This window comes from Mesorhizobium sp. WSM4310 (genome assembly GCF_007003935.1).
Classification (GTDB): domain Bacteria; phylum Pseudomonadota; class Alphaproteobacteria; order Rhizobiales; family Rhizobiaceae; genus Mesorhizobium.
The window spans coordinates 15,563-40,966 of the sequence record NZ_VFTA01000040.1 but is presented as its reverse complement, the minus strand read 5'-3'; the positions used below and the strand labels follow the sequence as shown (position 1 = coordinate 40,966).

Sequence of the window (25,404 nt, the reverse complement as noted above, 5' to 3'; positions counted from 1 at the left end):
ATTGGGGCCAGCGACCTGGCAACGACGGGACGCCGTCAATCCCCGTTGGGTCAGCAGGCGCGCAAAATGCCGCCGCCGGCGGCCGCGGCTGCGTTCGATGGAAGCCCCTAGAAGGTGATCTTCACCGAAGCGACGCTGCGCGTATGCGCACCGTGATGGACGGCCTCGATGTTGTTGCCGTCGGGGTCGAGCAGGAAGGCGGCGTAATAGCCGGGATGATAGGGCCGCTCGCCCGGCGCGCCATTGTCGGTGCCGCCGGCCGCCAGCCCGGCCTTGTGGAAGGCATCGACCATCGCGTGGTCCCTGGCCTGGAAGGCCAGATGGTGACGGCCGGTGAGTTTTCCCAGCGCTGCCCGGCTGTCGGCGCTGGAGATGAACAGCTCATCGGACCAGAAATAATCCTTGCCAGTCCCGCCGATCGGCACGCCGAGCACCTGCAAGATCGCCTCGTAGAAACGCCGGCTGGCGGCGAGATCCCTTACCACCAGCTGGATGTGGTCGATGAGCCGGCCGCGATGCAGTTCCTGGGTTTCCACGAAAATTCCTCCTGGCAATGTTGCAAATCTAAATTCGCTTGGGGCGCCGTCAATGCGGGCGGGCGCAGGCTACTGACAGCCGCTGCCTTCCGGCGTCGCCGCCGAAAATCCCGTCCTCGGTCCTTTGCAAATGAAAAGCCCGCCGGAGAGGGGAAACCGGCGGGCTTTGGAAGGCCTCGTTGACCAGGCCTTCGGATGTCTGCGGGGGATCAGACACCTAGGAACACCTGTCGGCTGAAGAGGTTCCACGCCGATCTCTTTCGGGAGAAATTCTCCTGACGGGAACTTTCCGGTCAAACCGGAGTTTCGTGCCGCGGCGGGAGGAATCACGATTGGATTGTTTTCAGAGACTGGAAGCGCTTATCGACAGCGCCGGGGCCGGCGACGTCGAGGAGGCAAACGCCTTGCTGCGGCGCTTCAAGGGCAAGTCGCAGGCGGTCGCCACGGCAATCGACGAGTTCATGCTCGACTTCGTGACATTGGTCTTCGTCGTCGAGACCGGCGAGGAAGATTTTGAAAAACCGCTCCGCAAACTAGCGCGCACCAGGCTTGCGATACTCAGGCACCTGGTCACCGTGACGGCGTAGAAATGCCGCCTTCCGTGACCGGCCTACCGCTTCAGCAGCGCCGCCAGCCGTGGAATGCCCTCGGTCACGGCGCGGCGGTCGGCCAGCGTGAAGGACAGCCGTAGCGTGTTGCGCCCGGTGCCATCGGCGTAAAAAGCGTTGCCGGGCACGAAGGCGACGCGTGCCTCCTTCACCGACCGCGCCAGGAGTTCGGTGGCATCGGACCCTTCGGGCAAAGTCGCCCAGACGAACATGCCGCCTTCCGGGCGGCTCCAGGTCACGCCCTCCGGCATGTTGGCTTCGAGCGCGCCGAGCAGCCCGTCACGGCGCTCGCGATAGGCGCCGATAAGTTTGTCGACCTGGCCGTCGAACACGGATTCGGCGACGCGGTGCATGACCAGCTGGTTGATCGACGGGCTGTGCAGGTCGGACGCCTGCTTCATCAGCACCAGTTTTTCCACCACATGGCGCGGGGCGCACACCCAGCCAACGCGCATGCCCGGCGACAGGATTTTCGAGAACGAGCCGCAATAGAGCGTGCGCGCCTTGTCGATAGAGCCGCAGCGCGCGCAATCGAGCGCCAGGATCGGCGGCACGCCCTCGCCGTCATAGCGCAGCGCCCGGTAGGCGGCGTCCTCGATGACGGCGATGTCGAGTTCGCCGGCAAGATCGAGCACCGCTTCGCGCTGCGTCCTGTCCAGCGTGTTGCCGGTCGGGTTGGCGAAGTCGGGCACCAGGTAGGCGAACTTGACCTTGCCGCCATTTGCGGCCGCCGCCGCGCGATAGGCGTCCGGCGTCATGTTGCCGCCTTCCGGCCGCAGCCGGTCATAGCGCGGCTCATAGGCGTTGAACGCCTGCAGCGCGCCGAGATAGGTCGGCCATGTCACCAGCGCCGTGTCGCCCGGCGACAGGAACAGCTTGCCCAGATAATCCAGCGCCTGCTGCGAGCCGGAGGTGATGAAGATGTTGGCCTCGTCGCAGGCGACGCCGAGCTTGCCCATCTGCCCGGCGATCCAGCGCCGCAACGGCAGATAACCTTCCGACACCTGGTATTGCAGTGCCGCGCCCGCCTCCGCACCGCCCAGCACCTCGGCATAGGCATCGCGGATGGCCTCGGCCGGAAACAGCGCCGGATCGGGAATGCCGCCGGCGAAGGAGATGATGTCCGGCTGGTCGAGCAGCTTCAAGAGTTCGCGGATTTCGGAGGCCTTCATGCGCGACGAGCGCGAAGCCAACAGGTTCAAAAGGGTCAAGTCACGCCTCCCCAGACGATTTTCATATAGGTCAATGTAGCTGACCTATATCCGCTTTGTCAGGCAATTTGAATAGTGCCTGAAAGCCTTCCGCTATACGCCAGTCGCCGCAGGGGCGGAACGGATGCGCCTAAAGGCCCTTCTTGTAACCAATATGGCTGCCGGTGAAGCCGAGGTTTTCATAGAAGCGGTGCGCATCCGCCCGCCCCTTGTCGGTGGTCAGTTGCACGAGGCCGCAGCCGCGCGCCCGGCACTGGTCGATCGCCCATTCCAACATTAGCCGGCCAATGCCACCCGAGCGCCGATGGCCGGCGACGCGAACCGCCTCGATCTGCCCGCGCCAGGCGCCCTTGCGCGACAGCCCGGCAAGGAAGGTGACCTGCAACGTGCCGATCACCTCGGCTCCGTCCACGGCCACCGCCAGCAGCTGGTTGGGATCGACATCGATGGCGTTGAAGGCATCGAGATAGCCAGGCGCCAGCGGCAACGAGGCATCCTCGCGGGCCGCGCCTAGCGGATCGTCGGCCAGCATGGCGACGATTGCCGGCAGGTCGGAGGCTTGCGCCTTGCGGAAGGTGATCATGGCGCCGGGATAGCGCGGGGCAGTGGCGGCGGCAAGGCGGCTTTCCTTCCCCCCTTGTGGGGGAAGGTGGATCGGCGCGCAGCGCCGAGACGGATGAGGGGTGTTCCAGCGGAGTGAGGCGTCGGCACTCCCTGGAACACCCCTCATCCGACCTCGCTTCGCGAGGCCACCTTCTCCCGCAAGGGGAGAAGGAAGAGGCGCTAGTTACTCCTCGCCCTCATACACCCTTTGCGCCTTTATCAGCGCCTGATCCAGCCTCTCGCCCTCGGCGTATCCAGCCAGGTTCCGCGGCCGCTCTATGCCGGGCAGCAGCCTCGGACACGGCTCGGCCGCGCCGATCACCGTCCGCACCGGGATGACGCCGGCCCACACCGGATGGCCATAGTCCTCCTCGTCGTCGCCGACGCCCTTGGCGCGCACTTTGGCTGACGCCTCCTCGATGCGCATGCCGATCACCATCGTCGCCTTGGCTTCCCGCGCCGAGATCGGCCGCAAGGTTTCGCTGCGGCCGGGATAGAAGCGGTCGACGACGCCGGCCAGCGCCTTCATCTTTTCCTCCGGCTCATCAACAATCCGCGCGGTGCCAAAGCACATCGCCGAGCGGTAGTTGGCGGAATGGTTGAAGCCGGTGCGCGCCAGCACCAGTCCGTCGAGATGCGACACGGTGAGACAGGCCGGCGTGCCGCCGCGAAGCTGGCGCAGCATGCGGCTGGCCGATGAGCCGTGCCAGTAGAGCATGTCGCCCTCGCGCCAGTGAATGGTGGGCGTGCAATAGGGCTGGCCGTCGAACGTGTAGGCGACGTGGCAGAGCAGCCCGGCATCCAGCACCGCGAAGACGGCCGCATGGTCGTAGCTGCCGCGCTCATGCAGGCGCTTGACCCGATTGCGGCTGGTGGTCGGAAAGCTGGCGGAGACGTCGTTCACGGCTTGCATCCTCGGCTGTTGTCTGCCAACCATGCGCCATGGCATTGGTCGATAAAAGAACCAATCAGGGAGATAAAATTCAGACCAATCCGCCGGATTGGTCGGCGCTGATCCCGGTCCTGCCGGGCGACGGCCCGCGCAGCCGCGAGCTTTACGCCGCACTCAGGCGGCTGATCGAGACCGGCGCGCTGGCCGCCGGCGCCAAGCTGCCGACCACCCGCGACCTTGCGCAACGTTTCGGCCTGTCGCGTTCGGCGGCGGTCGCCTGTTTCGAAATGCTGATCTCGGAAGGCTTTGCAGTGGCCAAGGTCGGCGCCGGCACCTTCGTCGCGCCCGACGTGCCATATCTGCCGACGACGCTGGCCAAGGCGCGCCCGCCGGAGATTGACGCCGCCACTTCGCTGCCTTGCGGCCTTGGCGTGGCGGTGTCCGACCCGCGCACGCTGAACCTGTTCCGCATCCTGCTGTCGCGCCACCTCGCCCGCCCCGGCCCCGAACATTTCCGCTATGGCGATCCGCGCGGCGGCCTTCCGCTGCGCAGCGCGATTGCCACCTATCTCAGGACCGCGCGCGGCGTGCGCTGCGACGCCGGCCAGATCCTGCTGACCTCGGGCACGCAGCAGGGGCTGGACCTTCTGGCGCGCGCGGCACTTCGCCCCGGCGATGCCGTGTGGCTGGAAAACCCCTGCTATCCCATGGCGCATGCCGTGCTGGCCGGCAGCGGCGCCAGCATCGTCGCCGTGCCGGTCGATGCCGAAGGGCTCGATCCCGAGATCGGCGAACGTCTCTGCCCAAAGGCACGCGCGGCCTATGTCACGCCCTCGCACCAATATCCGCTCGGCGTGACGATGACGATGCGCCGTCGCCTCGCCTTGCTCGACTGGGCGCGGCGCAACGATGCCTGGATCATCGAGGACGACTATGACAGCGAGTTCCGCTATGCCGGCCCGCCGCTGACCTCGCTGCAGGGCATGGATGGCGCGGGCCGCGTCGCCTATCTCGGCACCTTCTCCAAGGTCCTCTTCCCCGGCCTGCGCATCGGCTATGTCGTGGTGCCGGAACCGCTGCTCGATGCCGTCATGGCGATCAGGGCGCGGTCGGACCGTTACCCTTCGACCCTGGCCGAAGGCGCGCTGACCGACCTGTTGAACGAAGGCCACTTCGCCGCGCATCTCAGGCGCGTGCGCCGCCGCGTGCAAGCCGCGCGCGACGTGCTGGCGGCGGGCCTGCAGGCGCATTGCGGCGACAGGCTCGATGTGACGGTGCCCGAACAGGGGCTGCACCTGATGGCGATGCTCAGGGGCAACGGGCCGGACACGGCGATCGTCGAGGCGGCGAAGGCGGTGGGCGTCGGCGCGCGAGCGCTGTCCGCGATGTTCATCGACGGCGCGCCGAAGCATGGGCTGGTGCTGGGTTTTTCCGGGTTTTCGGATGAGGAGTTGACGGGAGCGACGGCGAGGCTGGGCGGGGTGATGCGGCATTGAGTGATAACAGGCGAGCACAGTGCTGCCCCTCATCCGCCTGCCGGCACCTTCTCCCCGTATAGTGACGGGGAGAAGGATGCTGTCACGGCCCTACGCGCCTTTTCAGCAACGCCGACAATTTGGCGAAATCATTCGTCGGAGCGTCTTTCTCCCCGTCTCTATACGGGGAGAAATGTCCGGCAGGACAATGAGGGGCGGCGCAACCCTTTGAGGTTTAATCCGCATCAGCGGCAGGCTTCGCCTTCCCGCACTGCGCCAGCACCTTGCCGATGGCCCCCTTCGAACCCTTCAGCGGAAAACTGCTCGAACCATATTTGGCCGAACTGACCGTCACATCCCCCTTCCCCCGCAGCAGATCGAGCAGCGGATCGGCTTTGGCCAGGTCCACCACGAAGTAATTGTACATGGCCTCCAGCTGCAGCGTTTTGGTCACCGTCTTGCCGTCGGCCTTGAAGTCGAACGCGCCGCTGATGCCGGGCTCGAGTTGCTGGCCGCTGGCACCGAGGTCTAAGCTCAGCACCGGCTTGTCGAAACAGGCCAGCATCAGATGCGCGTCGCCTTTTGGTCCGCCGCAGACCGAGGCGGTCAGCACGCTGCCGCCCTCGTCCTCCTCCATCTTCGCGCCCCAGCCGCTGCACGACGCGGCAAAAGCCGGCTGCGCGGCCTGCAGCATAGCCACGGCACCGGCGACGACGAGATATCCAGCTCTCATGAGTTCCCCCTGACAATTGCGGCGTCCGCCGGCAGCATATAGGAAAAGCGAGCCGGTGGCATTGCCCGTTGTGGCAAGGTCGGTCCCGCCTTGGAGAGCGTTGTGTTGAGAGTTCGCCTGTGTCTTCTGCTGGCCGCACTGGTGGCCTTGCCTGTCACCGCCCATGCGCAGTGGAAGCCGGTCGAGAAGGTCGAGACCTACGCCATTTCGGGCCAGTCCGGGCCGGAACTCTATCGCTCGATCGGCGAGAACGGGCCGAATGTCGGCGTCGCCCGCGCCATCGCCCACACCAATTTCAAGCTGACCTGGACCAGGGACTATCAGGCGCGGGCCGGAGCCTGCGTGCTGGTGTCGGCCAAGCCGAAGCTGATCATCACCTACACCTTGCCCAGCCCCTCCGCGCCGCTGCCGCCTGCCATCCAGAAGAACTGGGAGGTTTTCCTCGCCGGCGTCAGCGCCCATGAGAAGGTGCATGGCGCCACCATTGTCGACATGGTGCGCAAGATCGAGGCTGCGACCGTCGGCCTGACGGTCGCCGACGACGCCAAATGCAGCAAGATCCGCGCCGAGATGACCAAGCGCCTGTCCGCGCTCTCGCAGGCGCAGCGCCAGGCCAGCCGCGATTTCGACCGTGTCGAACTCGGCCCGGGCGGCAATCTGCAGAAGCTTATCCTTGCCTTGGTGAATGGCGGCTGAGCGCCCTCAAGCCTCGCAAACCAGACCGTCGAGAAGTTTGAGACCTTCCGGCCAGTCGCCCAGGCCGCTTTCAGCATTGATGTGGCCGAACGGCCCGATCACGGCCAGGCGGCTGCCCCATTGCGTCGCCCGCGCCTCGGCATACTCCTGCGAGCCATAGGGGTCGTTGGTGCTGGTTACCACCAGCGAGGCAAAGCGCAGCCTGCCCTGCGGAATCCGCGCGAAGGCCATGCCATATCCGGGAAAGACCGCCGACGCCGGATCGGGAACGCCGACCAGCAAGGCCGCCTTCACGGGCCTTTGCGAAATCTTCTGCCAATGCGCGACAAGCAGGCAGGACAGGCTGTGCGCGACCAAGACAGGTGGCTCGGGCGCCGCGATCACGGCAGCCTCCAGCGCCGCCAGCCAGTCGGTGAAATCGGGCAGGTCCCAGCTTGAGGGCTGGAAGCGCCGCATCGCCGGATCGGCGCGTTCCCAGCGCGATTGCCAATGTGCCGGGCCGGAACCGCCGCTGCCCGGCAGGATGATGAAATACGTCATGTCGCCTTGCTCCTATCGATCACAGCTGCATGGTGGCGGCTTGCGCTGGCATCGGGAATGGGAAATCATCGGAAAAGTCATATCCTCGCCGATGGATTCAAGGTGACCATGAAGACCAGCGATGAGCGCGCGCCGCTCGACCCGACCGACATCGCCATCATCGAGGCCATGCAGGAGAACGGCCGCATCGGCATATCCGAGCTCGGCCGCCGGGTCGGCCTGTCGCAGCCTGGAACCTCCGAGCGCGTGAAACGGCTGGAGGAGCGCGGCGTCATTGCCGGCTACACCGCGGTGATCGATCCGGCGGCCCTTGGCCTCGGCATGATGGCCATCATCCGCGTGCGCACCACGCATGAACACATCCGTCCCTGCCTGAAGCAGTTCGCCGAAATGCCCGAGATTACCGAGGTGCACCGCCTGACCGGCGAGGACTGCTTCATCCTGAAAGTGGTGGTGCCCTCGCCCGCCCACCTTGAAACCATCGTCGACGCCGTGGCGCGCCATGGCGCGGTCACCACGGCGCTGGTGCTGCGCAGCGAGACGCCGAAGCCGATCGGCCGCGAGCTGATCCGCGCGAACACGGTTTCGTGAGGGCCGAACCGGTCATCAATCCGTTGCAGTGCGAACCTAACTGCTGAGCGAAATGGACATGGAATTCATGACGACAGGACGAGGCAAACGCCTGATGATCGCGGCCGCCGCCGCATCGTTGTTCGGCCTTGCCATCGCTTTGCCGGCAAGCCTTGTCCGCGCCGCACCAGGCAGCGTCCATCCCGGCCCGCTATCGCGCGCCGATGCCTTCGCCAGAGCCGAGGCGCTGACCGCGCTTGGCCGCAAAATGTTCTTCGATCCCGCTCTCTCGGCCTCCGGCAGACAGGCCTGCTCGTCCTGCCATGACCCGCGCCATGCCTTCGGTCCGACGTCTGCGGCACCCGTCGAGATGGGCGGTCCAAACCTCGACCGGCCGGGCGTGCGCGCCGTGCCGTCGCTGCGCTATCTCCAGGCGGCGCCTGCCTTCACCGAGCATTTCTACGATTCCGAGGACGAGGGCGACGAGAGCGTCGACAATGGCCCGACCGGCGGCCTGACCTGGGACGGTCGCGCCGACCATGGCAAGGACCAGGCGAAAATTCCCCTGCTCTCGCCCTTCGAGATGGCCAACAAGGATGAGGCCGCCGTCGCCGCCGCCTTGCGCAAGGCCGCCTATGCCGGCGACTTCAAGGCGGCCTTCGGCGACGACGTGTTCGACCGCGCGCGCGATGCCTTCGACGCCGCCGCCGAGGCGCTCAGCACCTTCGAGCAGAGCGCTGCCGATTTCTATCCCTATTCCAGCCGCTACGACGCCTTCCTCGCCGGCAAGGCGCAACTGACAGCGCAGGAATTGCGCGGCCGCGCGCTGTTCGAGGACGAGACCAAAGGCAATTGCGCCAGCTGCCATCTCAGCGAACCGGCCAATGACGGCGAGCCGCCGCAATTCACCGATTTCGGCCTGATCGCCATCGCCGTGCCGCGCAATGCCGCCATTCCGGCCAATGCCGACCCGGCCTATGCCGATCTCGGCCTGTGCGGCCCGCTGCGCACCGACTTCAAGGCGCGGACGGAATATTGCGGCCTGTTCAGGACGCCGACCCTGCGCAACGTCGCGCTGCGCAAGAGCTTCTTTCACAATGGCGCCTTCCACACGCTGCGCGACGCGGTCGCCTTCTACGCCAGCCGCGACACCGATCCCGGCCATTGGTACCCCAGGAATGCCGACGGCACGGTCAGGAAATATGACAATCTGCCAAAGGCTTACTGGGGAAACTTGAATCAGGATCCGCCCTTCGACGGCAAAAAGCCCGGCGACAGACCGGCGCTCAACGACGCCGAGATCGACGACATCGTCGCCTTCCTGGGCACGCTCACCGACGCCGACCAGCGGGCGGGGCCAGCGAACTGAACCGCCTTGCCCGGTTTGGCCTGTACGCCGGTGAAAAGAAGGTGCCTCGATCTTGCCGGATTGGATGCGCCGCAACGCCTGGGACCGCTAAAGAAAGACACATCCCATTAGCGCTTCCTAAACCGCCTTGCGATATTCCTCGTCACTCGATGGTGGGACGCAGATGAACGCATTCAGGCGAGCGGCCGGATTTGTTGTGATCCTGTTGACCGGGGCGGCGACGCTGGCGGCGTTGCACATCGATGCCCAGCGAAACTTCGCGCTGGCCAAGGAGCGCTACGTCGAGAACTCCCAGGCAGCTTCCAGAGCGGCCGCCAAGACCGTCGAAGACGCCTTGCGGGCCGTCTACGAGAATGTGCGCACCCTGAGCTATCTGCCGAGCGTGCGTAACCTCGACCGGCATGGCACGAACCTTGGCGATGAGGGACGCGCGACGATCCAGCAGATCTACAACAACCTCGCCAACAACGTCTCGATTTCCGAGGTTTACTTCCTGCCGCTGGATTTCGATCCGGACCGCTTCGATGCCGCGACCGGCAAACTGGAGGAGCCGATCCTCCAGTTCGACCAGTTGATCGTGAATGCCAAGGCGAGATCCGATGCAGCAGGCGGCGCCGAACACGCGAAGCTGGACGAGAATGCCCTGACCCGCCCGCCGGAAGAGGTCGAGACTTATGAATACCACGAGCTGGCCAAACAACTCGCCTGGCTGAAGACGAACTATCCGAATTCGAGCGCCATCGACGGGTTGAACGTGCCGATCATCGGCACGAAGGAGCTCATCACCTGCGACAACACCGATTTCATCCACACCGGCAATGATGCCGACCGCTCAGGCTTCATCCTTTCGGTCCCTGTCTTCGGCCAGGATGGCAGCCTGCGCGGCTCCGTTTCGGCGATCATGCTTACCTCGGCGCTGCGGAAACTATTGCCGGGCAGTGACTATGTCATCGTCAATTCAGGCTACGGCTTTGAATCCGACCAGCACAAGATGTCGACAGCCCTGGCGGCGGATTCCCGTGCCTTCACGGCGGCCGACCCCAATCTGATCTATTCCGAAGTCATCCCGCTCTCGCTCAACGATCCCAGGAGCGCATGGCGTCTTTGGGCCGGGTTCCCCAACAGCCGCTTCGACGACAACCTGGACGTCCAGTCCGTGCGTGAATTCGAGTTGGCCGGTTATGCGGCGGTCGCGGTGGTCACGCTGCTGGCGCTGGCCTGCTGGTACGCGATCGGGCGCACGATGACGATGCAGGTCGAGGCCGCCGAGACCCTTGAGCGTCGGGTCGAGCAACGCACCGCCCAGATTCAGCATCTCGCCACGCACGATATTCTCACCGGCCTGCCCAACCGGGGCCTCCTGGCCGACACGATGGACGAGGCATTGCGAAGCCTCAGGGACGACGAGAAGCTGGCCGTCCATTGCGTCGATCTCGACCGTTTCAAGCCGGTCAACGACACGCTCGGCCATCCGGTCGGCGACGAGCTGCTCGGGGCGGTAGCGAAGCGGTTGAAACACCATGCCGGCGAAACCGCCATGGTGGCCAGAATTGGCGGGGACGAGTTCGTCATCCTTCAGCTCCTGCTCGACGGCAATGACGAGGCCGGCGTGCTGGCAAGCCGTGTCATTCATGCCCTGTCCGACGAATTCTCCATCCAGGGCCACAAGATCAACATCGGCGGCAGCATCGGCATCGCCGTCTTCCCCGACGACGGGCAAAATTCGGAAACCCTTATCCGCAATGCCGACCTTGCCTTGTACAAGGCCAAGATGGAAGGCCGCGGCACCTGCAGGTCGTTCGAGCCGGGAATGGACGCGAGACTGCAGGAGCGGCGCCAACTCGAATCCGAACTGTCGCTCGGCGTGAAGAAGGAACAGTTCGTCCTGCATTATCAACCGCTGCACGACGCAAAGACCTCGCAGCTCACCGGCTTCGAAGCGCTGGTGCGATGGAACCATCCGCGCCTCGGCCTGCTGGCGCCGTCGGAGTTCGTCCAATTGGCCGAGGAGACAGGCGCCATCGACGCGCTTGGCGAGTGGATCTTGCGGCGTGCCTGCGCCGACGCCGCGAAATGGCCCCAGCCCGTCAAGGTTGCGGTCAATCTTTCGCCGGCCCAGTTCAAACAGCAGGGGCTGTCGCTTCAGGTTGCCGCGGCGCTCGCCGCGTCAGGCCTGCTGCCGTCACGGCTCGAACTGGAGATCACCGAGTCGGTGCTGTTGGCCAACAACGAAAACACTCTGAACACGCTGTACAGCCTGCGCGACCTCGGCATCTCCATCGCCATGGATGATTTCGGCACCGGCTATTCCTCGCTGAGCTATCTCAGGTCGTTCCCGTTCAACCGCATCAAGATCGACCGCAGCTTCGTCAGCCTGATGTGCGAGAGCAATGAAAGCCGGGCGATCGTCAAGGCCGTCGCCGAACTCGGCACCACACTTGGCATGACGACGACCGCCGAAGGCGTCGAGACCGAGGACCAGTACAGGCTGGTCAAGGAGAATGGCTGCACGGATGTCCAGGGCTGGTATTTTGGCCGCCCTATGCCGGTCTCCGAGCTTCATGCGCTTTTCGACCAGCCGGAAGCCCTGACCGCGTAATCTGCCAGACGGCACGATGGCGAAATCGGCAGCGGCCCCTAGCTCCGCCAGGCCGCCAGATCGGTCAGGATCCGCGCCTTGAGCGCCGGGTCGGCATAGCTCGCCTGCACCGATGTCGCGGCGAGCTGGCGGATGGTTTCGTCGTCCCAGGCGAAAGCCTCGGCACAGGCCGCGTAGGAGGCTTCGAGCGTGGTGCCGAGCAGCGACGGATCGTCGGTGTTGATCGAGACCGGGACACCGGCCTTGCGCAAGGCATCGATCGGATGTTGCGCAAGCGAGGGATAGACGCCGAGCGCCAGATTGGAGACCGGACAGATGCCCAGCGGAATCTGCCTCTGCGCCAGCAAGTCGATGAGTTCCGGGTCCTCGATCGCCCGCACGCCGTGGTCGATGCGGTCGGCGCCCAGCAGGTCGATGGCGTCGCGAACACCTTCCGGGCCGCTCGACTCGCCGGCATGGACGGTGCGCCGCAAACCCGCCGCGCCGGCCCGGCGAAACGCCTCGGCAAAGCGCGGGCCGGTGCGGCCGGCAGCCGCTTCGTTGCCGTCGATCGACAGGGCGACGACACGCCTGTGCCTGATCCCGCCCAGCAACTCCACCAGCTCGATCGCCTCCGCCGCCGACTGGGTGCGCAGAAGGCTGACGCAAAGCCCGACCGGCGGGTGCCCATCCTGTTCGGCGGCCGCGAAACCCGCATCGAACGCGTCGATCATCCCCGCAACGTCCGTGTGCCAGTGCGGCCAGTGCGTCGGATTGACGATGACGTCGGCGTAGCGCACGCCGCTTCGGCCCATGCGCTGCGCGAACTTGTAGGCCGCGATGGCGAGCTGCTCGCGCGTACGAAAAGTCCCGCACAACCAGTCGAGCATCTCGAGGAAGCTCTTGAGATCATGGGCTTCGAAAAGCCTGTCGCGTGGCGCGCGCAGCGGAATGCCGGCTTGCTGGCAGTTCCTGATCACATCGTCGGCCTCGAAACAGCCCTCGATGTGGATGTGCACTTCGGCTTTCGGCAGTCCGATGAAATCGGTCAATGACGCCTCCCCCTCTTGGCCGGAATCATCAAACCATGAAACGGCTGGTGCCGGCTTCAAGAAATGATTGAAAGAATTGCGCATCGGCCGCGAGAATGGCCGCACCTCCCCGAACCTCGTTCCTCGCCCACTTCCCTGGAGGCGAGGAACCCAAGCCCGGTCGACGCCTCACAGCGCCCGGATAACACCGCCATCGACGCGGATGTTCTGGCCGGTGATATAGCTCGCCCCCTCGGACGCCAGGAACGCAATCGTCGCGGCGACCTCCTCCATCGTGCCGTAGCGCTGCATCGGCACGTTGTCGCGGCGCTCTTCGACGGTCGGCAGGCTGTCGATCCAGCCGGGCAGCACATTGTTCATGCGCACATTGTCTGATGCATAAGTGTTGGCGAAGATCTTGGTGTAGGCGGTCACTCCGGCGCGGAACACGGCCGAAGTCGGGAACATCGCGTTCGGCTCGGCGACCCAGGCCGTCGAGATGTTGATGATGGCGCCGCCCTTCTGCTTGACCATTTGCGGAGCCACGATGCGCACCGGCCGGATGACGTTCATCAGATAGACATCCATGCCGGTGCGCCACTGCTCGTCCGTGATCTCCAGGATCGGCGCGCGCGGCCCGTGGCCGCCGCTGTTGACCAGCACGTCGATGCGGCCAAAATGCTCCAGCGTCAGGTCGGCGAGGCGCTGCAGGTCGTCATTCGACTGGTTGGAGCCGGTGACGCCGAGCCCGCCCAACTCGTTGGCCAGCGCCTCGCCCTTGCCCGAGGAGGACAGGATGGCGACCTTGAACCCATCCGCCGCCAGGCGCTTGGCCGCCGCCGCCCCCATGCCGCTGCCACCGGCCACGACGACAGCCACTTTTTCTACACTCATTGGATTTTCCTCTCAGGGTTGGCGGGCACCGCAACCGGTGTTTTCGGGATTTGAACGGTGATATAGCTGGTTCTGCCGCTCGGTTCGAACCAGAATGCCTGAAATCAACCAGTAGAAAAACTCCTGCATGCCTGAAGCCTTCCTGAGCCTGCCGCCGCTGAATGCGTTGCGCGCCTTCGAGGCATCGGCGCGCCATCTCAACTTCCGCGTCGCCGCCGAGGAGTTGAACGTGACCCAAGGCGCGGTGGCCCAGCACATTCGCGGCCTGGAGACCCATCTCGGCACGAAACTGTTCGAGCGGCTGCCGCGCGGCCTGGCGCTGACCGATCAGGGCCGCGCCTATGTGCCCAACATCCGCCGCGCCTTCGACCTGATCTCGGAGGCAACCTTGCTGCTGCGTCCCGCGCCGGCACGCCTGACGATCAGCGTGACGCCGAGTTTCGCCACCAAATGGCTGATCCCAAGGCTGCAGGATTTCATGGCCGACAATCCGCTGGTCGACCTGCGTGTGCTGGCCAGCGAGAGCCTGTCGAGTTTCCAGGCCGACGGCGTCGACATCGCCGTGCGGCAAGGCCGCCCGCCTTTCGGCGCCGGCTTGATCGTCGACCTGTTGTTTCCCCAGCAGATCGTCGCAATCTGCAGCCCGGCCCTGCTGCCGGCCGGCGCAACCGAAATCGCCGCGGCCGAAATCCAGCATCACGTGCTGCTGCACGACGCGCACAATCTGTGGCCCGAATTCATGGAAAAGGCAGTCGGCCTGAAGATGACGGCCGAGCTCAAGCGCATGCGCTTCAACCAGACCAGCCTCGCCATCGACGCGGCCATCGCCGGCCAGGGCATAGCACTGGCCAGCCGCTTCCTCGTCGCCGCCGACCTCGCCGCCGGCCGCCTGGTCCAGCCGGTGAGCGGCGAAATGCGCGGCACGCAGGATTTTCATGTCGTGATGCCGCGAAAGCAGCGCCACCCCGAACCGACACAGGCCGTGCGGCAATGGCTGCTGGACGCGGGGGAACGGCCGCCGGTCTAGGGCGTGTACTCACTTAGCAGCTTGCCGACCGCGGAAGAGCGGACGTTGCCCGAGGTCGCGGAAGGGTCAACAGCAGAAGTTCCGTGATACGTTTGATGGAGAGCCCGTTCGTGCTATTGCAGTGCACCACCTCTTCGCTTCCATTCAGTCCGGGGCGGACCATCCATGACGCGCGTTGCTCGAGTCGATTTGCCGCAACATTCCGCGCTTAGGCCTCTCTATGCCGAGGCAGGCTTCGCTGACGCATTCGCGATCGATCTGCCGAGCCATGCGACGGGCGACGCCGAACGCCTCGCCGCCCATATGCTGATGGGTCAGGCGCGGTGGGTTGGCTGGCTGATAGCTCTCAGGGACACTTTGGTTGCGGGGTTTGGTCTTAAGACATCGTCTGAGTTGCGCGATGACGTTGCGACCGACAGGATTGATTTCTTTCGGGTCTACGATCGGCGGCGTCATGAGATTATTCTTGGCGAGGATGATCGCCATCTCGACTTCCGTTTGTCCGTCTTGGTTGAAGAGTCCGCTTTGTGCCGCCGGCTTGTCGCCACAACGGTCGTGACCTTCAATCATTTGGGAGGGCGGGCCTATATCGCGGGAATTGCGCCTTTCCATCGCCTGATCGTAAAATCGTCCTTGCGTCGAGCCGAGCGATCGGGCTGGCCAGCCGAGCTGTGAGGTCGCGCCGCCGGCCGGACCAGATTCGCTACGTCTGCTTTCGGGCGTATGGCGTCCAGGCTACGGTTCGGCGCCAATAAGTCCACGTCCTAGATCGGCAGCAACGCGTCCGGCTTCACATTGGCGATCGAGGCGTAGGTGTGCGTCTCCCTGACGCCGGGCAGCGGCAGGATCACCCGCTGCAGGAAATCCTGGAACATCGCCATGTCGGCGATGCGCGCCTTGACCAGATAATCGAAGCCGCCGACCACCATGTGGCATTCGATGATCTCGGGCGCCCGCATGACCGCCTCGGCGAAACGGTCGAAGACATGCGGCGCCGTATGATCGAGCCGCACTTCGATGAAGACGAGTTGTGCCTGCCCGATCCGGGCCGGGTCGAGAACGGCCCGAACCGCCCGGATGAAGCCTTCGGCGAACAGCCGCTTGATGCGTTGCGCCGCCCCGGTCGGCGACAGGCCGACGCGGCGGGCCAGATCGAGCGTCGTGCGACGGCCATCCTCCTGCAGCAAGCGCAACAGCGAGCGGTCGATGCGGTCGAGATCGTCCATTTGAATTCACACTTTCTGACCACAGATAGCGCGATTATCACGCAAAAATCGCGAAAACAGCATATTTCATCGCACTATCGAGTGGCAATACCGTTGGCGGGCAACGCAACCCGACCAAGGCAAATCCCATGACATCGACCATACGGACCTCCCGCAATGCCCTTACCAAGGGCGACACGGCCGTGCTCATCCTGAGCGAAGGCGAGGTGAGAACATGCATCGACCTGCGTCGGCTTCTCGAGGCGTTGGCGGAGGGCTTCAAGGCATTGTCCCGCGGCGAGATCGTCAATCCGGCGCGGCCACAGCTCGACATTCCGCGGGCCGGCTATTCGCTGGCGATGCCGGCCTGGATGGCGGGCATGCACCTGTCCGTGAAGATCGTCAACGTCTTCGAAGGCAACATAGCCCGGGCGATCCCCAGCCATCTCGCCACCATCCATCTGTTCGACCCGGAAACGGGCATGCCGGTCTGTGTCATGGACGGCACCTATATCACCGCCGTGCGCACCTCCGGCTCCGCCGTGCTCTCGGTGCGGGAACTGGCCCGCCGCGACGCCAGGGTCGCGACGGTGGTCGGCGCCGGCGTGCAGGCCGGCCAGCACTTGCACCTTCTGCCGCTGGTGCGGGACTTCACCGAGATCCGCGTCGCCTCGAAGGAGTTCGCGGACGCGCGGGCGCTGGCAGCGCAGCATCCGGGCGTCGTCGCCGTCAGCGATCTCGAGGCAGCGGTGCGCTCGTCCGATGTCGTGTGCCTGGCAACGCATTCCTACCAGCCGGTGATCTCGGCCGAATGGCTGCGCCCCGGCACGCATGTCTCGTCGGTGGGCGTGGCACCACCCGGCGGCGAGCTGCCGGTCGAGCTTGTCGGCCGGGCCAGCCTGTTCGTCGAGACCAGGGACGCCTTCGCGCCTACTCCGGTCGGCTCTTGCGAACTCGATGGCATCGATCCGCAAACCGGAACCGAGCTTGGCGAGATGCTGCTTGGACTGCGGCCGGGAAGGATAAGCGCCGACCAGATCACCGTCTACAAGGCCATGGGTGTCGCCATGGAGGATCTGGTGGCGGCGGATCTCGCTTATCGCGAGGCGGTGCGGCGAGGACTGGGGCGGATTGTGACCTTGTAGAGGACGCTGTCGATCGTCGGAGCCGGCGCTGCCCTCATTGCCCCGCCGGCCATTTCTCCCCCCGTAGAACGGGAAGAAATGGTTGCGCGAACGACCGAGGGAAAGTCGCGCCGTTTGACTGGATACGAAATCATTTTTACGACTGCTGGATGCAGTCGAATCCTCCTAGAAAAATCGTCGTCATCGGTGGCGGCATTGCCGGCCTGTCGCTTGCGGCGGCCGTGCGGGATTGGGCCTCCGTTACCGTCCTCGAGCGCGAGCCGCATCTTGGCTACCACGCCAGCGGCCGCTCCGCCGCTTTGTTCACCGAGACCTACGGCAACCGGCTGGTGCGCGCGCTGACGCTGGCCAGCCGGCAGCAAATCGTCGAGGGCGGCTTCGTCGCCCATCGGCGCGGCGCGCTGCATGTCGGCTGGAAAGGCGACGGCGCCGCGATCGACAAGCTGGCCGATGAATTGCAGGCGCTGGTGCCCAGCGTGCGTCGCCTGTCGGCGGCCGAGCTCCACGCGCTGGTTCCCGCCATCGCCACTGAAGCCACCTGCGGCGGCGTCTATGAGCCGGACGCCGTGGATATCGACACCGGCAAGATGCTGGCGGCCTGCGCCTCGGCGCTGAAGGCCGGCGGCGGCGCAATTCGCACCGGCGAGGAGGTGCGCGCCATTTCGCCCGGCGGCGGCGGCCTGCGCGTGCAGACAAGCGCCGGTGTCTATCCGGCCGACATCGTCGTCAACGCCGCCGGCGCCTGGGTCGATGTCGTCGCTGGCTTGGCTGGGCTCTCCGGCCTCGGCTTCCAGCCGAAACGCCGCACCGCTTTCCTGTTCGATGCGCCCGCCGGCACCGACATCGCCAGCTGGCCGCTGGTGGTCGACCTGCACGAACAATTCTACTTCAAGCCCGATGCCGGCAGGCTGATCGGCTCGCTCGCCGACGAGACCGATTCCGAGCCTTGCGACGCCTGGCCGGAAGACATCGATGTCGCCATCGCCGTCGACCGCATCGAGCAGGCGACGTCGATGCGCATCGGCCGTCCGTCGACGCCATGGGCGGGCCTGCGCACCTTCGCGCCGGACCGCACGCCGGTCGCCGGCTTCGACCCCCGCCTGCCTGGCTTCTTCTGGCTCGGCGGCCAGGGCGGCTATGGTTTCCAGGTGTCGCTGACCTTGGCCAGGCTGGGCGCGGCGCTGATGCGCGGCGAGTCCCTGCCGGAGGATGTCACGGCACTCGGCGTCACCGCCGCGGCGCTGGCGCCCGACCGTTTCCTGGTCCCGGCGACGACGCCATGAAACCAGCACTGCCGCTGCTGCTGAGCCTCAATGGCGGCTATGTCGACACGGCCGGCTTCCTGGCGCTGCAGGGCCTGTTCACCGCGCACGTGACCGGGAATTTCGTCACCCTCGGCGCCTCGCTGGTGCTCGGCATTTCGGGCGTGCTGGCAAAGCTGCTGGCGCTCCCGGTGTTCTGCATCGTCGTCATCCTGACCCGGCTGGCCGGCGAGCATTTGCGCCGGCGCGGACATCAGGCGCTCGGAGTGCTGCTGGCGACCAAACTGGCGCTGCTCGTCGTCGGCGCCGCCTTGGCGATCCGCTTTGGTCCCTTCGCCAGTGGTGACGGGGCGGCCGCCATCGTCACCGGCATGGTGCTGGTCGCCGCCATGGCGATCCAGAACGCGGTGCACCGGGTCCATCTGGCGGCCGCCCCGCCTTCGACGCTGATGACCGGCACCACCACCCAGATCATGATCGACCTCGCCGATCTCATCGGCGGCACGGCCCCGGAAGCCCGCCCGGCGCTCATTGCCCGCCTGCGGCGCATGGCGGCGGCGGTCGCCGTCTTCGCCGCCGGCTGCGCGGCCGCTGCCCTCGGCTTTGCCTACGCCAATGTCTGGTGCTTCATCGTCCCGCCAGTGATCGCGCTGCTCGCCCTCTTGCTGCGGCTTTCCGCGCCGGACGGCGAAGCCAAATAGGCAGCCCTCAACCTTCGTCCGTCCAGATCAGGCGCAGCAGGCGCAGCAGCGTCGCCCGCTCCTTCTTCGTCAGCCTTTGCAGAAACCTGTCTTCGTGCCGGCGAACTTGTCGCCGCCAGCCCGGCATCGCCTGTCTGGCCGCCGGCGTCAGGGTCAGCATCCGCACGCGCCTGTCCTCGGCATGGTCGTCGCGCTCGACCAGCCCGCGCTCTTCCAGTTCGGCCAGCAGCGGCGCCATGTTGGCGCTCTTCATGCCCAGGAGACGGCACAGTTCCGCGGCCCGGATGCCTGGCCGCTCATCGATCAGCGCCAGCATGCCATAGGTCACCGGGCGCAGGCCCGCCTCGGTCAGTTCGACCGTGAAATCATTGAGCGCGAAAGCCGAGGCACGCTTGAGATTGTAGCCGATCTGCACATCGAGCGCGTCGTCGGACATCATTCCTGGCACGGTGTGAGGCTGGTTTTCGTCCATGCCAACCGATCGCCGCGATGCCGGCTCTTGTCAAGCGAAAAAGACTATGCGACATAGCAATCAAGATAGCTATGCCCCATAGCAATTTTCCATAGCAGTGGTGGAACGGGAGGAGACCGACCATGACCGATGAGACCGTTGCCTTCGACGTCGAGAACGGCATCGCCTGGGTGCGCTTCAACCGGCCGGACAAGCGCAATTGCATGAACCCGACGCTCAACCGGCGCATGATGGAGGTTCTCGACGAACTCGAATACCGCGCCGATGTCGGCGTGCTGGTGCTGTCGGGCGAAGGCAGCGCCTGGTCGGCGGGCATGGACCTCAAGGAGTATTTCCGCGAGACCGAAGCCAAGGGGCTCGGCGCCGTCCGCAAGGCGCAATCCGAAGCCTATGGCTGGTGGCGGCGCCTGCGCTGGTACGGCAAGCCGACCATCGCCATGGTCAATGGCTGGTGCTTCGGCGGCGGCTATGGCCCGCTCTTCGCCTGCGATCTCGCCTTCGCCGCCGACGAGGCGCAGTTCGCCCTGTCCGAGATCAACTGGGGCATCCTGCCCGGCGGCGGCGCCACCAAGGTGGTGGTCGACCTGCTGTCGATGCGTGACGCCATGTATCACGCACTGACCGGCGAACTCATTGACGGCAGGAAGGCCGCCGCCTGGAAGCTGGTCAATGAAAGCCTGCCGCTGGCGGACCTGAAGGCGCGAGTCACCGAGGTCGCCAACATCCTTCTGAAGAAGAACCCGATCGCGCTGAAGGCGACCAAGGACGCCATCCGCCGCGTGAGCGAAATGACCTACGACAATGCCGAGGACTATCTGGTCCGCGCCCAGGAGGCGGCCAACTCCCACGACAATGAGGGCCGCAAGGAAGGCATCCGCCAGTTCATCGACGAAAAGAGCTACAAGCCCGGCCTCGGCGCTTACGACAAGGCCAGATGACGCGATAAGCCAACGACGCAATCTGGGAGGAGATGCGCATGCCGGCCTTGACGATTTCAGACCCGGTGGCCCTGCATGCCGGCGCGCAGCCGGATCGTGTTGCCTGCGTCGACCTGGCCTCCGGCCGGCGCTGGACCTATGCCGCGCTTGACGAAGCCATCCAGCGAGCCGTTGGCGTTCTCGAAGCCGGCTACGGCGTCAAGCCCGGGCAACGGATCGCCACGCTTGCCCGCAACAGCGCCGATCTCTTGATCCTGCAGCAGGCCGCAATGCGGCTCGGCGCCATCTTCGTGCCGGTCAACTGGCGGCTTGCCAGTGCCGAACAGCAGGCGATCCTTGCCGATTGCGATCCGGTGCTGCTGTTGCATGACGCCGTCCTGCAGGCAGCATTGCCCGGGCGCTGCATCCCTGTCGATGTCGCCGCCTTCGCGATGGCGGTCGAGGCAGAGACGCCGGCGCCGCGCCGTCCCCTGCCCGCTGACGATGCGCCCTCGGTCATCCTCTACACATCGGGCACGTCGGGCCGGCCAAAGGGCGTCATCGTCACCGAGCGCAACGCTTTCGCCACGGCGGTCAATTTCGGCGTGCTGGGCCGCGTCGGCAATGCCAGCGTCTTCCTCTGCGACGCGCCGATGTTTCATGTCATCGGCCTCATCACCAGCCTGCGTCCGACGCTGCTTCAGGGTGGCACCGTGTTGATCTCGCCCGGCTTCGATGCCGGCGCCACCAATCGCCGCCTCGCCGATCCGGCTCTTGGCGTCACCCATTATTTCTGCGTGCCGCAGATGGCCAGGATGCTGCGTGAACATCCCGACTTCACGCCGTCGCGCTGGACCGCGCTCACCGCCATCTTCACCGGCGGCGCGCCCAACCCGGCCACGGATATCAGATGGTGGCTGGCCCAGGGCGTGCGCATGGCCGACGGCTTCGGCATGACCGAGGCAGGCACGGTGCTTGGCATGCCGGTCGAGGCGCACCGCATCGCCGGCAAGGCAGGCTCGTCCGGCCTGCCGGCGCCGACGATCGGCCTGCGCCTCGTCGACGACGATGGCCGCGACGTCGCGGCCGGCGAGCCCGGCGAGATATGGCTTTCCGGCCCCTCGATCACGCCAGGCTATTGGAACCGGCCGGAAGAGACGGAGCGCGCCTTCACCGCCGATGGCTGGTTCCGCACCGGCGACATCGCGCGGCGCGACGAGGAAGGCTTCGTCACGCTCGTCGACCGTCGCAAGGACATGTTCATTTCCGGTGGCGAGAACGTCTATCCCGTCGAAATCGAGACCGTGTTGCTCGACCATCCCGACATCGCCGAAGCCGCCGTGATCGGCGTCGCCGACGCGCGCTGGGGCGAAGTCGGGCGCGCCTTTGTCGTGGTGAAACCCGGATGCGTCGTCGATCCGGCCGATCTGGCCAGCCATTGCGGCGCGCGCATCGCCCGCTTCAAGGTGCCGAAAGAGTTCCTGCTCACCGATACGCTGCCGCGCACCGCATCCGGCAAGATCCAGAAACACATTTTGCGCGCGTGGACGGCACCGGCCCGCCGGCAGAGCTGAGGCAGACCGCAGGTCAGCCGGCGGACGCGGAGCGGAAAACCGCCACCGCCGCCGCGACGATTTCCGCATTGTCCTTGGCCACGGTTCCATCGGCGAGCGTCTTGCCGTCTTCCAGCCCGACCCGCGTCGACCACCGCTTTTGGCGCGCCAGCTCGACGAATGGCCAGACGGTGGCGTCCACGCCATGCAGCAGGATCGGCCGCCGCATTTCGGCGTGCTCGAGCACGGCGGCGATGCCGTTTGCCTCGGCGAGTGCCGCTACAAGGTCCGGTATGTCGATTTCGATCAGGATGCGCAGCACCCGGTCGTGATCGGCGAGCGCCACGAACCGCTCGGCGTCTTCTGTCGTGGCGAGCCCGGCCTCGATGCCGACGCCGCGCTGGCGCAGCAGCTCCATCACGGCGGGCGCGTCGGCCTCGGAGAGATTGACCGAGGCATAGTCGGGCAGCTCGCGCCAGCCGGCGATCGCCGCGCGGGTGCGCGCGACATCGTTCTCGATCCACGTGCCGGTCGACACGCCGACCAGCGTGCCTGGGCAGGCCCTGCGCACGGCCAGCACCGTCGCATCGACGGCGGCCAGGCTTTCACCCCCATCGGGGTCGCGCGGATGGATGTGCAGTTCGCCGGCACCGGCCGCGACGCAGGCAGCCGCATCGCTGGCCATGGCCTGCGCCGTCATCGGCAGCTTCGGATGAAAGTCGCGCGGACGCGCGCCGTTGATGCAGGCCTGGACGATCATCAATATCACCTCGGACAAGGAGGTGGCAGTCTAGCCGCCCGACAAGGCAGGGCAAAGCGCTGCGCGCTGCCTCTCCTGACAGCGCGGCCAAGATCAATCGGCATTTGAATAAAAACCGCCTGTGGATATTTACCCCACATTCCGCCGGGCCGGCCAAGATAAATTAGGGCGGGATCATGGAGGGAACCATTGACCAGCGATTTTTCAGCCGCCCGCATCCATCTCGAACGCGCTTATCATTATCTGCGCGGCAATGACGAGACGAGCCGCTCGGCATGCGAGGCCCTCGACCTCCTGATCGAGACGGTGGCGGAAGCCCAGCACAGGCGACCCGAGACCGCTGTGCTGGAATTTCCGCAAGCGATGGTGCGGCAAATCTGATTAGGACGCCTTGCGGGCCGGTGCTGCGGTTACCGGCCCGATGGCAGGCGCGACGATCCGCTCCAGCGGCTCGGGCCGGTGCAGCAGGAAACCCTGGCCGAAATCGACGCCCATCGCCTGCAGCATGACGAGCGTCTCGGCTTGCTCGATCTTCTCGGCCACGACGGCGCAGCCGACGCTGCGGGCAATGCCTGATATGGCCGAGACGATCTCGCGATCGAAGCGGCTCTCGGCCATGTGCTCGATGAAGGAGCCATCGATCTTGATGGCATCGACCGGAAAGCGCCTGAGATATTCGAACGAACTCATGCCAGCGCCGAAATCGTCGAGGCTGACCTTGCAGCGCCGCTCGCGCGCCTTGCGCACGAACGTCTCGGCGGCATCGAAATTGGTGACGGCGGCGGTTTCGGTGATCTCGAAGCCGATACCGGAATGCGGCGCCCCAGTCTCCTCGATGATGCTGTCGACGAAGTCCCACAGTCCCGGATCGCTCAGCGTCTGCGCCGACAGGTTGAAGCCAAGCGTGATCGCGCCGGACTTCATCGCCGCGCCATGCCGCGACAGCGCGGTGCGGATAATCCAGCGATCGAGCCTGGCGGCTATGCCGAAACGCTCCGCCGCCGGGATGAATTCGCTGGGCGGAATCAGCTTGCCGCCGCGCCCGACAAGCCGCGCCAGCACCTCGACATGGCGGTTTTCCTGCCAGGGCCGGCCCAGCCGGTGGATCTCCTGGCCGAACAGTTTCAGCCTTCCGTCCTCCATGGCGTCGACCGTGTCGGCGGCGAGCCGCGCCGCGTTGAGGCCGCCGGTGGCGGCCTCGGCCGAAAACACCGCGAAGCGATCGCGCCCGGCGGCCTTGGCCGCGTAGCAGGCGTCGTCGGCGCAGGCCAGCGCATCGGCGACTGTGGTCACCCGGTCGTTGACGATGGCGATGCCGATGCTTGCCGCGAGCCGCCGCGCGGCCGCGGCAGAGCCCAGATCGGCGCCGCGCACGGCCGCCAGTATGGCCCCAGCCAGCCGCTCGGCCTGCGCTGCGTCGCAATGCGGCACCAGCAGCGCGAATTCGTCGCCGCCGAGCCGCGCCGCATGCGCCGATGGCTGCAGGCAGGCGCGGATGCCGGCGGCAACGCTCTTCAGTGCCATGTCGCCGGCGGCGTGGCCGGCAAAATCGTTGAGCGCCTTGAAGTAGTCGAGATCGACATAGAACACCGCCAGCGGCGCACCCGCCGCGATATGCTCGGCGAGCAGCCGGTCGAAGGCGGCGCGGTTCCACAGGCCGGTCAGCGCGTCGTGGCGGGCGGCAAACGCCAGCTCCTGTTCGCGCAGCTTGTCCTCGGTGATGTCGCGCACCGTGCCGAGGATCTGGCCGGCGGCACCCGCGGCGGCGATGAAGCGGACCAGCGATTCGACATGGCGGATCTCGCCGTCGCGCTTGATGATGCGGTATTGCGAGGCGGTTACGCCGCTTGAGCCAGGCGGCGGCTGGTGGGCGCGCTCGGTGGCTTCCTTGTCGTCGGGATGCAGATAGGTGTGCCAAAGATCGGCCGTCACCTCGTCGGTGTCGGCAACGAGGCCGAATATGTCCCTGGTGCGGGTGTCCCAATAGCTCTTGTGGGTGGCGATGTCGTGGTGCCAGATGCCGGTGCCGCTGGCGGCGAGCGCCAGGCGGAAGCGCACATTGACCTGTTCGAGCTCGGCTTCGGCCGTCTTCTGTTTGGTGATGTCGGTCTGCACGCCCATCAGCCGCAGCGGCTTCCCGTCCGCGTCGCGCTCAACGATGCCGCCGCGGTCGAGCACCCACACCCAGTGGCCCTGCTTGTGCTTCAGCCGCAGTTCCGTCTCGATGGCGTCGGTCTGTCCGGCAATGTGGCGGTCGCCGCTGGCCAGCGCCCGCTCGCGGTCGTCGGGATGGGCGAGCCGCAGCCACAAATCGCTGGTGTTGGCAAGCTCCCTCTCATCATAACCCAGCATCCGCGCCCAGGTCGCTGAATAGAAGCAGTCGCCGGTCGCAAGATCCCAGTCCCAGACGCCAAGATGGGCCCGCTCCAGGGCCGTGGCCCAGAACGTTTCATTGCGACTTTTCTTGTCCTGACCCGTCATCGTCTGTTTTCGCCTGCTCCACCTGCGGGCAATCTGCGACAAAACCAGAGAAGAAACAGTTACCGGGACGCGGCAGGCATGCCTTCCCGCCTGCAATATTCCTGGCGCCCCGTCTTTCGATTGGCCGGCAAGAACCGGAGTTTTG

Annotated in this window: 26 protein-coding genes; 14 read left to right on the top strand and 12 right to left on the bottom strand. The window is 65.8% G+C overall.

What is annotated here, in order from left to right; all coding sequences use genetic code 11:
• Positions 1-107: 107 nt before the first annotated feature.
• Positions 108-536, bottom strand: coding sequence for a VOC family protein (locus FJV80_RS29520; RefSeq protein WP_142878117.1), 429 nt, complete (start codon positions 534-536; stop codon positions 108-110).
• A gap of 332 nt (positions 537-868) precedes the next feature.
• Between FJV80_RS29520 and FJV80_RS29515 the strand changes: the two genes are divergently transcribed.
• Complete coding sequence (locus FJV80_RS29515; RefSeq protein WP_246689081.1) at positions 869-1,123, top strand: hypothetical protein; 255 nt, start codon at positions 869-871, stop codon at positions 1,121-1,123.
• 23 nt (positions 1,124-1,146) lie between these two features.
• On the opposite strand, the gene FJV80_RS29510 is transcribed toward FJV80_RS29515, so the two are convergent.
• The 3 genes from FJV80_RS29510 to FJV80_RS29500 all read right to left on the bottom strand — a co-directional run bounded on the left by FJV80_RS29510 (position 1,147) and on the right by FJV80_RS29500 (position 3,895).
• The gene (locus tag FJV80_RS29510; RefSeq protein WP_185975285.1) at positions 1,147-2,316 is read right to left on the bottom strand and encodes a PLP-dependent aminotransferase family protein; all 1,170 of its coding nucleotides are present in this window, start codon (positions 2,314-2,316) and stop codon (positions 1,147-1,149) included.
• Positions 2,317-2,485: 169 nt separating this feature from the next.
• Positions 2,486-2,938, bottom strand: a complete 453-nt coding sequence (locus FJV80_RS29505) for a GNAT family N-acetyltransferase (RefSeq protein WP_142878125.1) — start codon at positions 2,936-2,938, stop codon at positions 2,486-2,488.
• Between the two features lie 204 nt (positions 2,939-3,142).
• Positions 3,143-3,895, bottom strand: a complete 753-nt coding sequence (locus tag FJV80_RS29500; RefSeq protein WP_185975283.1) for a pyridoxamine 5'-phosphate oxidase family protein — start codon at positions 3,893-3,895, stop codon at positions 3,143-3,145.
• A gap of 5 nt (positions 3,896-3,900) precedes the next feature.
• On the opposite strand from FJV80_RS29500, the gene FJV80_RS29495 reads away from it, so the two are divergent.
• Positions 3,901-5,346, top strand: coding sequence for a PLP-dependent aminotransferase family protein (locus FJV80_RS29495; protein ID WP_142878113.1), 1,446 nt, complete (start codon positions 3,901-3,903; stop codon positions 5,344-5,346).
• Between the two features lie 214 nt (positions 5,347-5,560).
• On the opposite strand, the gene FJV80_RS29490 is transcribed toward FJV80_RS29495, so the two are convergent.
• Positions 5,561-6,019, bottom strand: a complete 459-nt coding sequence (locus tag FJV80_RS29490; protein WP_246689080.1) for a hypothetical protein — start codon at positions 6,017-6,019, stop codon at positions 5,561-5,563.
• 141 nt (positions 6,020-6,160) lie between these two features.
• On the opposite strand from FJV80_RS29490, the gene FJV80_RS29485 reads away from it, so the two are divergent.
• On the top strand, positions 6,161-6,754 hold the full coding sequence (locus tag FJV80_RS29485) for a DUF922 domain-containing protein (protein WP_095787822.1): 594 nt from the start codon (positions 6,161-6,163) through the stop codon (positions 6,752-6,754).
• A gap of 6 nt (positions 6,755-6,760) precedes the next feature.
• Here FJV80_RS29485 and FJV80_RS29480 read toward each other — a convergent pair whose 3' ends face one another.
• Positions 6,761-7,294 carry an alpha/beta hydrolase gene (locus FJV80_RS29480; RefSeq protein WP_142878112.1) on the bottom strand — a complete coding sequence of 178 codons (534 nt, stop codon included), beginning with the start codon at positions 7,292-7,294 and terminating at the stop codon, positions 6,761-6,763.
• A 108-nt stretch (positions 7,295-7,402) separates the two neighbouring features.
• Between FJV80_RS29480 and FJV80_RS29475 the strand changes: the two genes are divergently transcribed.
• The 3 genes from FJV80_RS29475 (at position 7,403) to FJV80_RS29465 (ending at position 11,832) form a co-directional block, all read left to right on the top strand.
• Positions 7,403-7,885: an Lrp/AsnC family transcriptional regulator gene (locus tag FJV80_RS29475; RefSeq protein WP_142878111.1), complete on the top strand. Its 483-nt coding sequence runs from the start codon at positions 7,403-7,405 to the stop codon at positions 7,883-7,885.
• A gap of 67 nt (positions 7,886-7,952) precedes the next feature.
• The gene (locus FJV80_RS29470) at positions 7,953-9,233 is read left to right on the top strand and encodes a cytochrome-c peroxidase (protein WP_142878110.1); all 1,281 of its coding nucleotides are present in this window, start codon (positions 7,953-7,955) and stop codon (positions 9,231-9,233) included.
• A gap of 163 nt (positions 9,234-9,396) precedes the next feature.
• Positions 9,397-11,832 (top strand): EAL domain-containing protein, encoded by a 2,436-nt coding sequence (locus tag FJV80_RS29465; RefSeq protein ID WP_246689079.1) that lies wholly within the window; start codon positions 9,397-9,399, stop codon positions 11,830-11,832.
• A gap of 38 nt (positions 11,833-11,870) precedes the next feature.
• On the opposite strand, the gene add is transcribed toward FJV80_RS29465, so the two are convergent.
• Together add and FJV80_RS29455 are read right to left on the bottom strand one after the other, a co-directional pair.
• Positions 11,871-12,863, bottom strand: coding sequence for an adenosine deaminase (gene add / locus FJV80_RS29460; protein WP_142878109.1), 993 nt, complete (start codon positions 12,861-12,863; stop codon positions 11,871-11,873).
• A 168-nt stretch (positions 12,864-13,031) separates the two neighbouring features.
• The gene (locus FJV80_RS29455) at positions 13,032-13,736 is read right to left on the bottom strand and encodes an SDR family oxidoreductase (protein WP_142878108.1); all 705 of its coding nucleotides are present in this window, start codon (positions 13,734-13,736) and stop codon (positions 13,032-13,034) included.
• A gap of 127 nt (positions 13,737-13,863) precedes the next feature.
• On the opposite strand from FJV80_RS29455, the gene gcvA reads away from it, so the two are divergent.
• Entirely contained in the window at positions 13,864-14,763 is a 900-nt protein-coding gene (gene gcvA, locus FJV80_RS29450; protein ID WP_142878107.1) for a transcriptional regulator GcvA, read from the top strand.
• Between the two features lie 165 nt (positions 14,764-14,928).
• Complete coding sequence (locus FJV80_RS29445; protein ID WP_095773767.1) at positions 14,929-15,438, top strand: DUF2867 domain-containing protein; 510 nt, start codon at positions 14,929-14,931, stop codon at positions 15,436-15,438.
• Between the two features lie 89 nt (positions 15,439-15,527).
• Here the strand turns inward: FJV80_RS29445 and FJV80_RS29440 are convergent, their stop codons facing one another.
• The gene (locus FJV80_RS29440; RefSeq protein WP_095787620.1) at positions 15,528-15,989 is read right to left on the bottom strand and encodes an Lrp/AsnC ligand binding domain-containing protein; all 462 of its coding nucleotides are present in this window, start codon (positions 15,987-15,989) and stop codon (positions 15,528-15,530) included.
• A gap of 128 nt (positions 15,990-16,117) precedes the next feature.
• Between FJV80_RS29440 and FJV80_RS29435 the strand changes: the two genes are divergently transcribed.
• The 3 genes from FJV80_RS29435 to FJV80_RS29425 all read left to right on the top strand — a co-directional run bounded on the left by FJV80_RS29435 (position 16,118) and on the right by FJV80_RS29425 (position 19,076).
• Positions 16,118-17,113, top strand: coding sequence for an ornithine cyclodeaminase family protein (locus tag FJV80_RS29435; RefSeq protein WP_185975282.1), 996 nt, complete (start codon positions 16,118-16,120; stop codon positions 17,111-17,113).
• Positions 17,114-17,262: 149 nt separating this feature from the next.
• On the top strand, positions 17,263-18,396 hold the full coding sequence (locus tag FJV80_RS29430; RefSeq protein WP_142878106.1) for an FAD-binding oxidoreductase: 1,134 nt from the start codon (positions 17,263-17,265) through the stop codon (positions 18,394-18,396).
• Entirely contained in the window at positions 18,393-19,076 is a 684-nt protein-coding gene (locus FJV80_RS29425; protein ID WP_095773764.1) for a YoaK family protein, read from the top strand. The genes FJV80_RS29430 and FJV80_RS29425 overlap by 4 nt, the downstream gene beginning before the upstream one ends.
• Positions 19,077-19,083: 7 nt before the next feature.
• Here FJV80_RS29425 and FJV80_RS29420 read toward each other — a convergent pair whose 3' ends face one another.
• The gene (locus FJV80_RS29420; RefSeq protein ID WP_142878105.1) at positions 19,084-19,548 is read right to left on the bottom strand and encodes a MarR family transcriptional regulator; all 465 of its coding nucleotides are present in this window, start codon (positions 19,546-19,548) and stop codon (positions 19,084-19,086) included.
• Between the two features lie 122 nt (positions 19,549-19,670).
• On the opposite strand from FJV80_RS29420, the gene FJV80_RS29415 reads away from it, so the two are divergent.
• The gene (locus FJV80_RS29415; RefSeq protein WP_142878104.1) at positions 19,671-20,486 is read left to right on the top strand and encodes a p-hydroxycinnamoyl CoA hydratase/lyase; all 816 of its coding nucleotides are present in this window, start codon (positions 19,671-19,673) and stop codon (positions 20,484-20,486) included.
• Between the two features lie 38 nt (positions 20,487-20,524).
• Positions 20,525-22,039, top strand: coding sequence for an AMP-binding protein (locus FJV80_RS29410; protein ID WP_246689078.1), 1,515 nt, complete (start codon positions 20,525-20,527; stop codon positions 22,037-22,039).
• A 13-nt stretch (positions 22,040-22,052) separates the two neighbouring features.
• Here FJV80_RS29410 and FJV80_RS29405 read toward each other — a convergent pair whose 3' ends face one another.
• Positions 22,053-22,778 carry a 3-keto-5-aminohexanoate cleavage protein gene (locus FJV80_RS29405; RefSeq protein WP_142878102.1) on the bottom strand — a complete coding sequence of 242 codons (726 nt, stop codon included), beginning with the start codon at positions 22,776-22,778 and terminating at the stop codon, positions 22,053-22,055.
• 189 nt (positions 22,779-22,967) lie between these two features.
• Here FJV80_RS29405 and FJV80_RS29400 point away from each other — a divergent pair, with 189 nt between their 5' ends.
• Positions 22,968-23,159: a hypothetical protein gene (locus tag FJV80_RS29400; RefSeq protein ID WP_179295858.1), complete on the top strand. Its 192-nt coding sequence runs from the start codon at positions 22,968-22,970 to the stop codon at positions 23,157-23,159.
• Here the strand turns inward: FJV80_RS29400 and FJV80_RS29395 are convergent, their stop codons facing one another.
• Entirely contained in the window at positions 23,160-25,259 is a 2,100-nt protein-coding gene (locus tag FJV80_RS29395; RefSeq protein WP_142878101.1) for an EAL domain-containing protein, read from the bottom strand.
• Positions 25,260-25,404 lie beyond the last annotated feature (145 nt).